Genomic DNA, 12,894 nt, shown 5'->3' with positions numbered 1-12,894 from the left:
CCAGACGTCAGAGAATGTCGGCAGGCGCGTACTTGGCGGCCTCCGGGTAGGCGGCCGCGACGGCCTCCACCTGGCGGACCACCTCGGCGACCTGGGCACCGGCCGCACCGGTGAAGGACAGCCGGTCGGCCAGCAGCGCGTCCAGCGCGGCCCGGTCCAGCGGGATCCGCTCGTCGGCGGCCAGCCGGTCCAGCAGCTCGTTCTCCCGGGCGCCCGCGCGCATCGCCAGCGCGGAGGCGACGGCGTGCTCCTTGATGACCTCGTGCCCGGTCTCCCGGCCGACGCCCGCGCGCACCGCGCCCATCAGCACCTTGGTGGTGGCGAGGAACGGCAGGTAGCGGTCCAGCTCGGCCTCGATCACGGCGGGGAAGGCGCCGAACTCGTCGAGGACGGTGAGGAAGGTCTCCAGCAGGCCGTCGAAGGCGAAGAACGCGTCCGGCAGCGCGACCCGGCGCACCACCGAGCAGGAGACGTCGCCCTCGTTCCACTGGTCACCGGCCAGCTCGCCGGTCATCGAGGCGTAGCCGCGCAGGATGACGGCCAGACCGTTGACGCGCTCGCAGGAGCGGGTGTTCATCTTGTGGGGCATCGCGGAGGAGCCGACCTGGCCCTCCTTGAAGCCCTCCGTGACCAGCTCGTGGCCGGCCATCAGGCGGATGGTCTTGGCCAGGCTGGACGGCGCGGCGGCCAGCTGGACGAGGGCGGTGAGCACCTCGAAGTCCAGCGAGCGCGGGTAGACCTGGCCGACGCTGGTCAGCACGTGGTCGAAGCCGAGGTGCCCGGCGACCCGGCGCTCCAGCTCGGCCAGCTTCCCGGTGTCACCGCCGAGCAGGTCCAGCATGTCCTGGGCGGTGCCGACCGGGCCCTTGATCCCGCGCAGCGGGTAGCGGGCGATCAGCTCCTCCAGACGGCGGAAGGCGACCAGCAGCTCGTCGGTGATCGACGCGAACCGCTTGCCCAGGGTGGTGGCCTGCGCGGCCACGTTGTGCGAGCGGCCGGCCATGACCAGCTCGGAGTGCTGGGCGGCCAGCTTGGCCAGGCGCACCAGCACGGCCACCGTGCGGTCCCGCACGTGTTCGAGGGACTGGCGGATCTGCAGCTGCTCGACGTTCTCGGTCAGATCCCGGGAGGTCATGCCCTTGTGGATCTGCTCGTGCCCGGCGAGCTCGCTGAACTCCTCGATCCGGGCCTTCACGTCGTGACGGGTGACCCGCTCACGGGCGGCGATCGAGCCGAGGTCGACCTGGTCGATCACTCGCTCGTAGTCGGCGACGGCGTTCACCGGCACCTCGACGCCGAGGTCCTGCTGGGCCTTCAGGACGGCGAGCCACAGGTGGCGCTCAAGGACCACCTTGTGCTCGGGGGACCACAGCTGGGCCAGGGTCGCCGAGGCGTACCGGGAGGCCAGGACATTGGGGATCTGGGGCTTCGCGCTCACGCTTCGCAAGAGTAACAGCCGAGGTCACGCCGGGCGTCGGCGGATGGGCTAGGCTGGGTCAATTGAGCGCCTTTCAGATGACGCCCCACAGCTTCCTCGCCGCAAGGATACCACATTGATGAGCGAACCTCCAGCGACCGCACGGAACTCCAGCGGCGCCCTCGCCACGGCCCTGCGCACCGAGCAGGCCCGCCTCACCCGGCTCTACGCCCGGCTGGACGCCGTGCGCGAACGGGCCCGCCGCACCGCCGACGGCGCCCACGACGGCGCCGCGCCCGGCGGCACCCACCAGGCCCGGCTGGAACGCGAGGTGCGCGCGCGCGAGGCCGCCCGCCACGTCGCCCGGCTGGACGCGGTCGAGCGCGGCCTGTGCTTCGGCCGGCTCGACGAACGCGACGGCACCGTCCACTACATCGGCCGCACCGGCCTCACCGACGAGGCGTACGAACCGCTGCTGCTCGACTGGCGCACCCCGGCCGCCCGCCCGTTCTACACCGCGACCCCCGCCCACCCCGGCCCCGTGGTGCGCCGCCGCCACCTGCACACCCGGGGCCGCGTCCTCACCGGCCTGGACGACGAGGCGCTCGACCTCGCCGGGCTGGACGAGTCCGGTCGACGCGCGCTGGTCGGCGAGGCCGCGCTGCTGGCCGCCCTCGACCGCGAGCGCACCGGCCGGATGGGCACCGCCGTCGCCACCATCCAGGCCGAGCAGGACCGGGTGATCCGCTCCCCGCTGCGCGGCGCGCTGGTGGTCCAGGGCGGCCCCGGCACCGGCAAGACGCTGGCCGCCCTGCACCGCGCCGCCTACCTGCTGTTCACCCACCGCGCCGCGCTGGAGCGCCGGGGCGTGCTGGTGATCGGCCCCAACCCCGGCTTCCTGCGGTACATCGACGAGGTGCTGCCCGCCCTCGGCGAGACCGAGGTGGTGCTGCGCACCGTCGGCGAACTCTTCCCCGGCGTCGCCACCACCGGCACCGACACTCCCGCCACCGCCTTCGCCAAGGGCGGCCCCTGGATGGCCGGGGTGCTCCGCCGCGCGCTGGCCGCCCACCAGACCGCCCCCGCCGAAGGCCTGGACCTCGGCGACGGGTTACAGGTCTCCGCCCGGGCCTGCGCCCAGGCCCGGGACGCCGCCCGCGGCCTGCGGCTGCCGCACAACCGGGCCCGGGGTTTCTACCTGGGCACCCTGCTCGACGCACTCGCCATCTCCCAGGCGCTCGCCCTCGGCCGCCCGTACGACGACGAGGAGGCGCACTACGCCCCGCGCGAGCTCTGGGAGCGGGCGGACGTCCGCGCCGTGCTCGACCCGCTCTGGCCCCGGTTCACCCCTCAGCAGCTGATCGAACGGCTGCTCACCGACCGGGAGTTGCTCACCGAGGCGGCCCCCGAGCACGCGGCCGCCCTGCTCCGCCCGCCCGGCTCCCGCTGGACGGTCGACGACGTCCCGCTGCTCGACGAGGCCGCCGAACTCCTGGGCGCGGAACGGGCACCCGCTCCCGCCGACCAGGATCCGGACGAACTCGCCTACGCCCAGGGCGTGCTGACCATCACCGGGCAGACCGACGACGCCCTGCTGGACTCCGCCGCCCTGGCCGAGCGCTTCCGCGACGACGGCCCGTACCGCTCCACCGCCGAACGCGCCGCCGCCGACCGCACCTGGGCGTACGGCCACGTCGTCGTGGACGAGGCGCAGGAGCTGTCCGCGATGGCCTGGCGCGCCGTCCTGCGGCGCGTCCCGACCAACTCGCTCACCATCGTCGGCGACCTCGCCCAGACCGGATCGCCCGCCGGAGCCCGCAGTTGGGCCGAGATGCTCGACCCGCACCTGCCCGGCCGCTGGCGCGAGGAGCGCCTGACCGTCAACTACCGCACGCCGGCACCCGTCATGGCCCTCGCCTCCGCCGTGCTGCGCACCGCCGTACCCGGCCACCGGCCGCCCGAGTCCATCCGCCCGGGCACCGAGCAGCCGCGCGCGGTCCCCGTCCCGGACGGCGACTTCGCCGCCGCGCTCGCCCGGTGGCCCGGTGGCCCGGGCACCCTGGGCGTGATCGCACCGGACGCCCTGGCCGGACCACTGGACGCGCTCACCGTGGCGGATGCCAAGGGGCTGGAGTTCGACGCGGTCGTGGTGGTCGAGCCGGCCGCGCTCGCCCCGCGCGACCTCTACGTCGCCCTGACCCGGGCCACCCGCTCACTCACCCTGCTCCACCACCGGCCGCTGCCGCCGGAGCTCGCCGGCCTGCTCTGACCGGAACGGCACGGACGGCCCGCGAGGGGCGGGCGGCGCGGGTGCTACTGCGCGCCGCCCGTACGGCCGGCCAGCACCGGCAGCACCTGGGCGCAGATCGAGTGCAGGGCGATCCGCTGCTCGTCGGTCATCGCCTCGAAGGCCTGGTGGGTCCGGGCCATCTCGCCGCGGATGCGGTTCAGGATCTCCCGGCCCTCGGCAGTGATCACCACGATCTTGACCCGCCGGTCACCCGCCGCCGCCTCACGGTTGGCCAGGCCCAGCGACTCCAGCCGGTCCACGATCCCGGTGACGTTCGACGCGTCGCAGCCCAGCCGCCCGGCCAGCGCCCGCATCGGCACCGGCTCCTGCACCGCACCCAGCGCCTTGGCCTGCGAGGAGGAGAGCCCGTGCCGGGCCGCGGCCGCCGCGAAGTCCTGGAAGTACGCGGCACCGACGGCGGCCAACGCCTCCATCAACTCGGCGTTGGTCGGTACGGTCGTCGTCGCTGTCGAACCCATGGGGTCAGCGTACGACCAGGTGCTTCAGCAACTCAAGCTTTGACCGGGGCAACCGTCAGCGAGACACCTCACACCCGCCCGGGGCCCTACAACACCAGCTGGTCGAACAGTCGCCGCAGCTCCGCCTCCGGGTCCGCGGTCAGCCCGGTGTGCACCGGCCCCGGCTGGACGATCGCGCTGCGCGGCGCGGTCAGCCAGCGGAACCGCTGCCCGGCGTTGTCCCCCGCCGCCGGACCGGCCTCCGGCCCGCCGTGGCAGACCGCCTCGATCCCGTGCAGCGCCCGCCGCACGCCCTGCACGTCCGCCACCGGATCCAGCGCCAGAAGCCGGGCCTGGTCCAGGTGGGTACGGGCGGCCAGGTGCGAGCTCTGCCGGCAGTACAGCAGCACCCCGACGTTGACGCACTCGCCGCGCTCGACCCTCGGCACCGCGCGGATCACGGCGTACTCGTAGTCGTGCAGCTCGATGGTGGCCGGCAACGCGGACGGCACGGACCCGGTCATGCGGGCACCTCCGGCAGCCAGTCACGCGGACCGGCCAGTCGCTCGGTCAGCTGGGCACGGTACGCGGCGCGCACCTCGTCGGGCGAGTCGAAGCCGAACTCGTCCACCAGCCAGACCTCCGGAATCTGCGCCACCGCGCCCTCGATCGCCGCCTCGGCGAGCGGCGCGAGCGCCTTGTCGGCCGCCGCCAGGTCCGGCTGGGCCCGCAGCAGCGCGTGGTCCAAGGCGTCGTACGGACGTCGGATCCAGGCGGCGGCGCCCGACCAGTTGTGGTGGAAGATCAGGCTCGCGCCGTGGTCGATCAGCCGCAGCCCGCCGGTCGCCACCAGCAGGTTGGGGTTGCGCCAGGACCGGTCGACGTTGCCGATCAGCGCGTCGAACCAGAGCACCTGCCCGGCGAGCTCCGGGTCCACCTCGAAGCAGAGCGGGTCGAAGTTGAGCGCACCGCTGACGAAGGCCATCCCGAGGTTGGTCCCGCCGCTGGCGCGCATCTGATCCTGGATCTGGTGGTCCGGCTCGCTGCGCGCGAGCACCGGGTCCAGGTCGACCGTCACCAGCTCCGGCACCGGCAGCCCGAGCCGCCGGCCGAGCTCCCCGGCCAGCACCTCCGCGACCAGCGCCTTACGGCCCTGCGCCGCACCGACCCATTTCAGCGCGTAGAGCCGCCGATCGTCGGCCTCGACCAGGCCCGGCATCGAGCCGCCTTCTCGCAGTGGCGTCACGTACCGGATCGCCGTCACCTCGGGTAGCACGGCCGACAGCCTATCGGTGTCACCGCCACTTCTCTCCTCCGCCCGCCGCCACCCCGCACGCCCCACCTCACCTCCCCGCTCCACGGCCCCGGACCCACCCTCCCTCATCCGCCCCGCCCCAGTGGCAGCCCCCGCTGCTCCGTGCGAGTGTGGCGGACAGACATGGGGACCTTCACGGCAAAGGGATGAGCGATGGAACGACCTCGGATCCTGATCGTGGGCGGTGGCTTCGCCGGCCTGGAGTGCGCCCGCCGTCTCGAACGCAAGCTGTCACCGTCGGAGGCCGAGATCTCGCTGGTCACGCCGTTCAGCTACCAGCTCTACCTCCCCCTCCTCCCCCACGTCGCGGCCGGCGTCCTCACCCCGCAGTCCGTGGCCGTCTCCCTGCGCCGCTCGCTGCGCCGCACCCACATCCTCCCCGGCGGCGCCATCGGTGTGGACCCGGCCTCCAAGGTGTGCGTCGTCCGCAAGATCACCGACGAGGTGGTCGCGCAGAAGTACGACTTCCTGGTGCTCACCCCCGGGAGCGTCACCCGCACCTTCGACATCCCCGGCCTCACCGACTACGCCCGCGGCATGAAGTCGCTCGCCGAGGCGGCCTACGTCCGCGACCACGTGATCGCCCAACTCGACCTCGCCTCCGCCACCCTGGACCAGAAGGAGCGCGAGTCCCGGCTCCAGTTCGTGGTGGTCGGCGGCGGCTACGCGGGCACCGAGACGGCCGCCTGCCTCCAGCGCCTGACCACCGCCGCCGCCCACCGCTACCCGCGCCTGGACGCCCGGCAGATCAAGTGGCACCTGATCGACATCGCCCCGAAGCTGATGCCGGAGCTCGGCGACCCGCTCGGAGAGGCCGCCCTGGAGGTGCTGCGCGACCGCGGGATCGAGGTGTCGCTGGGCGTCTCGGTGGCCGAAGTCGGCGCCGAGACGGTCAAGTTCACCGACGGCCGGGTGCTCCCCTGCCGGACCCTGATCTGGACCGCCGGTGTGGCGGCGAGCCCGCTGATCGGCACCCTGGACGCCGAGACGGTCCGCGGCCGGCTCGCCGTGACGGCGGAGATGCGGGTGCCGCAGTTCGAGGGCGTGTTCGCGCTCGGCGACGCCGCCGCCGTCCCCGACCTCGCCAAGGGCGACGGCGCGGTCTGCCCGCCGACCGCCCAGCACGCCGCCCGCCAGGGTCGCACGGTCGCGAACAACGTGATCGCCTCGCTCCGCAACCAGCCCCTGGAGCCGTACTACCACAAGGACCTCGGCCTGGTGGTCGACCTCGGCGGCAAGGACGCGGTCTCCAAGCCGATCGGCGTGGAGCTGCGCGGGGTGCCCGCCCAGGTGGTGGCGCGCGGCTACCACCTGATGGCGATGCGCACCAACGTGGCCAAGTTCCGGGTGGGCACCAACTGGCTGCTCAACGCGACCGCCGGCGACGACTTCGTCCGCATCGGCTTCCTCTCCCGCCAGCCCGCCAGGTTGCGGGATTTCGAGTACACCGACGCATACTTGACGAAGGATCAGGTCCGAGCGCACGCCCAGTCCCTGCTCGCCAAGGGCTGAGCAGCACAGCCGAACGGCGCCCCCGCGGCCTGGCTGCGGGGGCGCCGGATCACTCGGTCACCGTGCGGTCAGGTACATCCCGCTCGCGTCCTGCCCGGCCGTGTTGCGGCACGCGTAGTCGCCGCTCGGGCGCCCCCACAGCAGCGTCAGGCAGCGCCCGACCGCCTGCTGGCCGTAGTAGTTGGGGTGCATCGACTCCTGCAGCGCGCCCTGCGTGGAGTTGAGCCCGCCGTCCAGGAAGCGCGCCCACTCGCTGGTGGTCGCGGACGGGCCGGAGCTCGCGGTCGGCTGCCGGGCGGCCGTCGAGCAGACCTCGCGGCCCTGCAGCATGTCCGACAGGTCCAGGAACTGCGCGCCCTTGGCGGCGGCGACGCCCGCCAGCGCCCGGGAGATCTGCGGCACCATCGAGTCGCGGGCCCAGTCGGCGTCCCCGTCCCAGAACGGGCAGCCGCCGGTGTCGGAGCGGGTCCACCCGCTTTCCGGGTACCGCATCTCGGCGCTGCGCGGGATCGGCGACGGGTAGGACTGCAGCACCAGGCGGTAGTCCGACGACGCGTAACCGGCGTCGGCCATCACCGCGCGGATCTCGTCGACCGCCTTGCCGACCCCGGCCATCGCCGTGGGCATCTTCGAGTCGATCGAGGACTGCGCGGAGTCGTGGCAGTACGAGTACCAGATCAGGTAGTCCTGCACGCAGTTGGAGATGACGTCCGCGAAGCCCAGGTCGTTGCCGCCGATCGACAGGGTGATCAGCTTCACGTTGTTCTGCCGTGCCACGGTGGCGAGTTGGTCGGCCTGCGGGGCCTCGCCCTTGAACGACTTCCCGCCGTTGGCCGCGCGGAAGATGTTCGAGGTGACGGCGCCCGAGCAGGCCAGGTTGATCTCGTTCTGGGCCCCGGTCGAGGCGCTGAGCACCTCGGCGACGTCCGAGCGGTCGCACCCGCTCGCGGCGGTGGCACCGTAGACCCGCGAGGGGTCGTACGAACTGCCGGTCCAGGCCCGGTCGGTGCCGTTGCGGCTGCCGCTGGTACCGGCCGAGTTGCCCTTCCAGCGGCCGGCCTCCCCGGAGATGTAGCTGTCGCCGAGCGTGACGCTGGCGGTGGGCCCGGACGGCACGGCGGCCGGCGTGGCCGGTGCGGCCGAGGCCGGCGAGGCGACGGCCAGGCCCGCGACGGCGAGCGGGAGGGCGAGGGCTGCGGTGAGCAGCCGTCGGCCGGGGCGAGCGGTGCTGCGGGTGATGCTCGAATGGTTCTCGGGCACTGCGAGACTCCTGCGGCTCGGTCTTCCCGAGGTATGGGGAACGGGAAGACGCCTGGGTGAGGGTGGGCCGCCGGCCGGTGGCGCGAAGAAGATGACATGCCCGCGCCGCCTACCGCTAGGCATCTGCGCGAGGTTTCCGCTTTTGTTACCGCCGGGTTCAGACCAGGAGGGCAGCCGACAACCGGATGCCGCCCTCGGTTCACACCCGCCACACCTGCCCCACCCGCGACGGGACCCATCTACGACGGGCCCCATCCCGCACCGGGACCCACCCCGCCCGGGGCTCACACCAGCCGCGACCCGCCCCTGTCCGCCTCCAGCACCGCCGCCAGGTCCTCCGCCAGCTCCCGCGCCTGCGCCGCCTCCAGCCGCGAAGTGGTGAACCGCAGCCCGGGCGGCGACTGGATCCGGTACCGCGCGCCGGGCGCCGCGACCCAGCCGCGCTGCACCAGCGCCGCCAGCACCGAGGTCTCGTCCGGCACCGGCACCCAGACGTTCAGCCCGCTCTGCCCGTGCGCGGTGATCCCGCGAGCCGCCAGCTCGCCCAGCAGTGCGTCCCGCCGGGCCCGGTACGCGGCGGCCACCCGGTCGGCCGGCGCGGCGTCACTGCGCCACAGCTCCGCGACGGTGCGCTGCAGCAGGTGGCTGACCCAGCCGGCGCCCAGCCGCAGCCGGCCGGCCACCCGCCCGATCGTCTCCTGGTCGCCGACCGCCACCGAGACCCGCAGGTCCGGCCCGTACGCCTTGGCCGCCGAGCGCACCACCGCCCAGTGCCGGGTGCCGGCGCCGACCAGCGGGTGGTACGGCTGGTCGACCATGCCGTGCCCGTGGTCGTCCTCGATCAGCAGCACGCCGGGGTGCTCGGCCAGGACGGCCTTCAGCGCCTCGGCCCGCCAGGCGGTGAGCGCCGCCCCGGTCGGGTTCTGCGCCCGGCTGGTGACCACCACGGCCCGGACACCCTCGGCCAGCGCAGCGGCCAGTGCGTCCGGCAGCGGGCCCTCGTCGTCCAGCCGGACGGGCACGTGCCTCAGCCCCAGCGCGGGCAGCAGGTCGAGCAGGCTGCCCCAGCCCGGGTCCTCGACGGCCACCGCGTCGCCGGGGCGCAGCCGGGCGCCGAGGATCCGTTCGATGGTGTCCAGCGAACCGGAGGCGACGGCGATCGGGCCGCCGGGCAGGCCGTCGGCCTCGAAGGAGGCGCGGGCGAGCGCGAGCAGCTGCGGGTCGACGGCCTCGTGCCCGTACAGCACCGGGTCGGTGCGCGCGGCCTCGGCAGCGGCCGCGAGGGCCTGGGCGAGGTCGGGCAGCAGGGCCGGGTCGGGGTTGCCGGTGGACAGGTCGCGGGCGTGCGGCGGGACGGGGATGCGGATCCGGTCGCGCGGGGTGAGCGCGGGCCTGGGCAGGATGCGGCTGCCCTTGCGGCCGGCGGTCTCGATCACGCCGCGGTCGCGCAGCAGCCGGTAGGCGGCGGCGACGGTGTTGGGGTTGACGCCCAGTTCGGCGGCGAGGTCGCGCAGCGGGGGCAGCGCCGTCCCGGGGGCGAGCTGCCCGCTGCTCACGCCCTGCTCGATGTGGGCCGCGATTTCGCTGGCGCGTCGCCCTTTCAGCGGATAGTCTCCTAGCACAAAGCAAATTATGCACTAGTACATAGAGGATGTCATGTCAGCCAGCCCGGAAGGCTCGCCCAGCTACTCCCGCACCCCCAGGACCACCCCCACCCGTTACCGGGACCGGGCCACCTGGGAGCAGGAGGAGATCCACGCCATCCTCGACAGCGCCTACATCTGCCACCTCGGCTTCGTGGTCGACGGCGCCCCCGTGGTCCTTCCGACGATCTTCGCCCGGGTCGGCGGCCGGCTCTACGTCCACGGCTCCACCGGCAGCCGTCCGCTGCGCAACGCCTCCGGCGAGCAGGGCATGCCGGTCTGCATCACCGTCACCCAGGTCGACGCGCTGGTGCTGACCAAGTCCGCGTTCAACCACTCGGTGAACTTCCGCTCGGTGGTCGCCCACGGCACCGCGCACCAGGTCACCGACCCCGAGGAGCTGGACGTCGCGCTCGCCGCCCTGGTCGACCACGCGATACCGGGGCGCTCCGCCGAGGTCCGTCCGGCCAACGCCAAGGAGCTCGCCGCCACCGCCGTCCTCCGGCTGGAGCTGGACGAGGTCTCGGCCAAGACCCGCGAGGACGGCGCCGACGACGACCCGGAGGACACCGGCCTGCCGTACTGGTCCGGCCTGATCCCGGTCACCACCGTGCACGGCACCCCCGAGCCGCACCCCGGCACCACCGTCCCGCTCCCCGCGCACCTGCGCGGCTACCCCCGCTGACGGGAGGCCCACCCGTGCTGATCAGATCCTGGGACCGCGGCGACGAGGAGGAGTGGCGCGCCTGGCTGGCCGAGGGCCGCGACTTCGGCCTGCTCGCGGCCAACGGCGGCCCCGGCGAGGGCCCGGTGCTCGTCCCCACGCACTTCCTGCTGGACGCCGAACGCGGCGAGGTCCTGCTCCATCTCGCCGCGCCCAACCCGCTGCTGGCCGCCGTCCGGGCCGACCCGCAGGTCACCCTCGCGGTCACCGACGGATACGCCTTCGCCCCGGGCCACTGGCGCGGCGCGCCGGGCACGCCCACCAGCTACTACGCCTCGGTCCACTTCCACTGCACCGCCGAGGTGGTGGAGTCCGCGGCCGCCAAGGCGGAGATCCTCAACCGCCAGCTGGCGCACTTCCAGCCCGAGACGCCGGAGGTCCGGGTGGTGCCCGGCGAGGGCGAGTTGGCCCGGCAGCTGCCCGGGCTGCGCGGGCTCCGGCTGACCGTCAACGAGGTGCGGGCCAAGTTCAAGTACGACGACAAGAAGCCCGCCGAGACGCAGTACGCGATCGCCGGCCGGCTCGCCGAGCGCGCCGACGGCCGGGGGCGCGGCCGCGACCAGTACGCCGCCGCCCGTACCCAGTTGCTCCGCCGTCACCGGCGACGCGCCGCCGTACCGCGAACCGCCCCGGAGGGCACCACCGGCCCCTTGGACAACGCCCCGCGCACCGACCGCTCGTACGGCCCGACCCTGCGCACCGACCGACCGCGCGCCACCGGCTGACCGGGGATCACCCGGTCGGCTTCCAACTCGCGCAGGGCGGCCGCGGCGCTGCTCGAATGTGAGACGAGCCCTGCCCACTCGGCGTCAGGGCGGGCCCGTCCACTCCGGGAGCGCGCGTGTCCTCAGTCAACAGCCAACGGGCAGCCGGCGAGGCCCACCTCGGCCACGTGGTGTTCATCTCGGCGGCCGCCGCCATGGGCGGCTTCCTGTTCGGCTACGACAGCGCGGTGATCAACGGCGCCGTGACGGGCATCCAGAAGCACTTCGGGGTCGGCCACGGCACCACCGCCTTCGTGGTGGCCATCGCGCTGCTCGGCTCGGCGGTGGGCGCGGTGATCGCCGGCCGGCTCGCCGACCACCTCGGCCGGGTCCGCACGATGCTGCTGGCCGCCGTACTGTTCGCGGCCAGCGGCATCGGCTCCATGTTCCCGCCGAACATCGAGGCCCTCGCCACCTGGCGGGTGGTCGGCGGCATCGCGATCGGCATCGCCTCGGTGATCGCCCCCACCTACATCGCCGAGGTCGCCCCGACCGCCTACCGCGGCCGGCTCGCCTCCTTCCAGCAGATGGCGATCGTGCTCGGCATCACCGTCTCCCAGCTCGCCAACTGGGCCCTCAACCAGGCCGCCGGCGGCGAGTCCACCAACCACCTCGGCGGCATCCAGGCCTGGCAGTGGATGCTCGGCGTCGAGGCCATCCCGGCCCTGGTGTACGGGCTGATGGCGCTCGCCATCCCGGAGTCGCCGCGCTTCCTGATCGCCGACCACCGCGAGGCGCAGGCCCGCAAGGTGCTGGTCGAGGTCGAGGGCGAGGGGGTGGACCTGGACGCCCGGGTGGCCGAGATCCGCGCGGTGCTGGAGTCCGCTCACAAGCCCCGGCTCAAGGACCTGATGGGCGGCCGTTTCGGCCTGCTGCCGATCGTCTGGGTCGGCATCGGCGCCTCGGTGTTCCAGCAGTTCGTCGGCATCAACGTGATCTTCTACTACTCGTCCTTCCTGTGGCAGTCGGTCGGCATCAACGAGTCCAACTCGCTGCTGATCAGCCTCTCCACCTCGATCATCAACGTGATCGGCACGGTGATCGCGATGGCCCTGGTGGACCGGATCGGCCGCAAGCCGCTGGCCATGGCCGGCTCGATCGGCATGGCGGCCGCGCTGGGCACCGCCGCCTGGGCGTTCTCCTACCGGCACGGCACCGGCAACACCGCCACGCTGGACAACACCCACGCCGTCGTCGCGCTGATCGCCGCGCACGTCTTCGTGCTCTGCTTCGCCTTCTCCTGGGGCGTGGTGGTCTGGGTCCTGCTCGGCGAGATGTTCCCCAACCGGATCCGCGCACTGGCGCTGTCCGTCGCCGCCTCGGCGCAGTGGATCGCCAACTGGGCGATCACCGTCAGCTTCCCGGACCTCGCCGACTGGAACCTCTCCGCGACGTACGCCATCTACGCGGCCTTCGCACTGCTCTCCATCCCGTTCGTGGCCTTCTGCATCAAGGAGACCAAGGGCCGCGCCCTGGAGGAGATGGGCTGACCAGGGCCCGCCCCGCCGAAC

The 12,894-nt window shown here is 73.6% G+C and carries 11 protein-coding genes; 5 read left to right on the top strand and 6 right to left on the bottom strand.

Annotated elements, in window-relative coordinates:
* Window positions 1-7: 7 nt before the first annotated feature.
* Complete coding sequence (purB, locus tag ACIRRH_RS17120; RefSeq protein ID WP_403067490.1) at window positions 8-1,447, bottom strand: adenylosuccinate lyase; 1,440 nt, start codon at window positions 1,445-1,447, stop codon at window positions 8-10.
* A gap of 109 nt (window positions 1,448-1,556) precedes the next feature.
* On the opposite strand from purB, the gene ACIRRH_RS17115 reads away from it, so the two are divergent.
* Window positions 1,557-3,686, top strand: a complete 2,130-nt coding sequence (locus tag ACIRRH_RS17115; RefSeq protein WP_403067488.1) for a HelD family protein — start codon at window positions 1,557-1,559, stop codon at window positions 3,684-3,686.
* 44 nt (window positions 3,687-3,730) lie between these two features.
* Here the strand turns inward: ACIRRH_RS17115 and ACIRRH_RS17110 are convergent, their stop codons facing one another.
* The 3 genes from ACIRRH_RS17110 to ACIRRH_RS17100 form a co-directional block, all read right to left on the bottom strand.
* Complete coding sequence (locus tag ACIRRH_RS17110; RefSeq protein ID WP_403067486.1) at window positions 3,731-4,186, bottom strand: MarR family winged helix-turn-helix transcriptional regulator; 456 nt, start codon at window positions 4,184-4,186, stop codon at window positions 3,731-3,733.
* A gap of 86 nt (window positions 4,187-4,272) precedes the next feature.
* A complete protein-coding gene (locus tag ACIRRH_RS17105; RefSeq protein ID WP_403067484.1) occupies window positions 4,273-4,689 on the bottom strand; it encodes a DUF3037 domain-containing protein in 417 nt (138 codons plus the stop codon).
* Complete coding sequence (locus tag ACIRRH_RS17100; RefSeq protein ID WP_403067482.1) at window positions 4,686-5,441, bottom strand: HipA family kinase; 756 nt, start codon at window positions 5,439-5,441, stop codon at window positions 4,686-4,688. The genes ACIRRH_RS17105 and ACIRRH_RS17100 overlap by 4 nt, the downstream gene beginning before the upstream one ends.
* 192 nt (window positions 5,442-5,633) lie before the next feature.
* Between ACIRRH_RS17100 and ACIRRH_RS17095 the strand changes: the two genes are divergently transcribed.
* Window positions 5,634-6,992, top strand: a complete 1,359-nt coding sequence (locus ACIRRH_RS17095) for an NAD(P)/FAD-dependent oxidoreductase (RefSeq protein ID WP_403067480.1) — start codon at window positions 5,634-5,636, stop codon at window positions 6,990-6,992.
* 57 nt (window positions 6,993-7,049) lie between these two features.
* Here ACIRRH_RS17095 and ACIRRH_RS17090 read toward each other — a convergent pair whose 3' ends face one another.
* Window positions 7,050-8,252 (bottom strand): GDSL-type esterase/lipase family protein, encoded by a 1,203-nt coding sequence (locus ACIRRH_RS17090; protein WP_403067478.1) that lies wholly within the window; start codon window positions 8,250-8,252, stop codon window positions 7,050-7,052.
* A 284-nt stretch (window positions 8,253-8,536) separates the two neighbouring features.
* Complete coding sequence (locus tag ACIRRH_RS17085; RefSeq protein ID WP_403067476.1) at window positions 8,537-9,874, bottom strand: aminotransferase class I/II-fold pyridoxal phosphate-dependent enzyme; 1,338 nt, start codon at window positions 9,872-9,874, stop codon at window positions 8,537-8,539.
* A gap of 34 nt (window positions 9,875-9,908) precedes the next feature.
* Here ACIRRH_RS17085 and ACIRRH_RS17080 point away from each other — a divergent pair, with 34 nt between their 5' ends.
* The 3 genes from ACIRRH_RS17080 to ACIRRH_RS17070 all read left to right on the top strand — a co-directional run bounded on the left by ACIRRH_RS17080 (window position 9,909) and on the right by ACIRRH_RS17070 (window position 12,873).
* Complete coding sequence (locus tag ACIRRH_RS17080; protein WP_403067474.1) at window positions 9,909-10,580, top strand: pyridoxamine 5'-phosphate oxidase family protein; 672 nt, start codon at window positions 9,909-9,911, stop codon at window positions 10,578-10,580.
* A 14-nt stretch (window positions 10,581-10,594) separates the two neighbouring features.
* Window positions 10,595-11,344, top strand: coding sequence for an FMN-binding negative transcriptional regulator (locus ACIRRH_RS17075; protein ID WP_403067472.1), 750 nt, complete (start codon window positions 10,595-10,597; stop codon window positions 11,342-11,344).
* A 116-nt stretch (window positions 11,345-11,460) separates the two neighbouring features.
* Window positions 11,461-12,873, top strand: a complete 1,413-nt coding sequence (locus ACIRRH_RS17070) for a sugar porter family MFS transporter (protein WP_403067470.1) — start codon at window positions 11,461-11,463, stop codon at window positions 12,871-12,873.
* Window positions 12,874-12,894: the final 21 nt, after the last annotated feature.

This window comes from Kitasatospora sp. NPDC101235 (assembly GCF_044767505.1).
Lineage (GTDB): Bacteria > Actinomycetota > Actinomycetes > Streptomycetales > Streptomycetaceae > Kitasatospora.
This window is presented reverse-complemented; position numbering and strand designations above follow the sequence as displayed.

Coding starts and splice junctions, on each gene's coding strand:
- ACIRRH_RS17115 (WP_403067488.1), top strand. CDS start 1,557: ATGAGCGAACCTCCAGCGACCGCACGGAACTCCAGCGGCGCCCTCGCC.
- ACIRRH_RS17110 (WP_403067486.1), bottom strand. CDS start 4,186: ATGGGTTCGACAGCGACGACGACCGTACCGACCAACGCCGAGTTGATG.
- ACIRRH_RS17105 (WP_403067484.1), bottom strand. CDS start 4,689: ATGACCGGGTCCGTGCCGTCCGCGTTGCCGGCCACCATCGAGCTGCAC.
- ACIRRH_RS17095 (WP_403067480.1), top strand. CDS start 5,634: ATGGAACGACCTCGGATCCTGATCGTGGGCGGTGGCTTCGCCGGCCTG.
- ACIRRH_RS17080 (WP_403067474.1), top strand. CDS start 9,909: ATGTCAGCCAGCCCGGAAGGCTCGCCCAGCTACTCCCGCACCCCCAGG.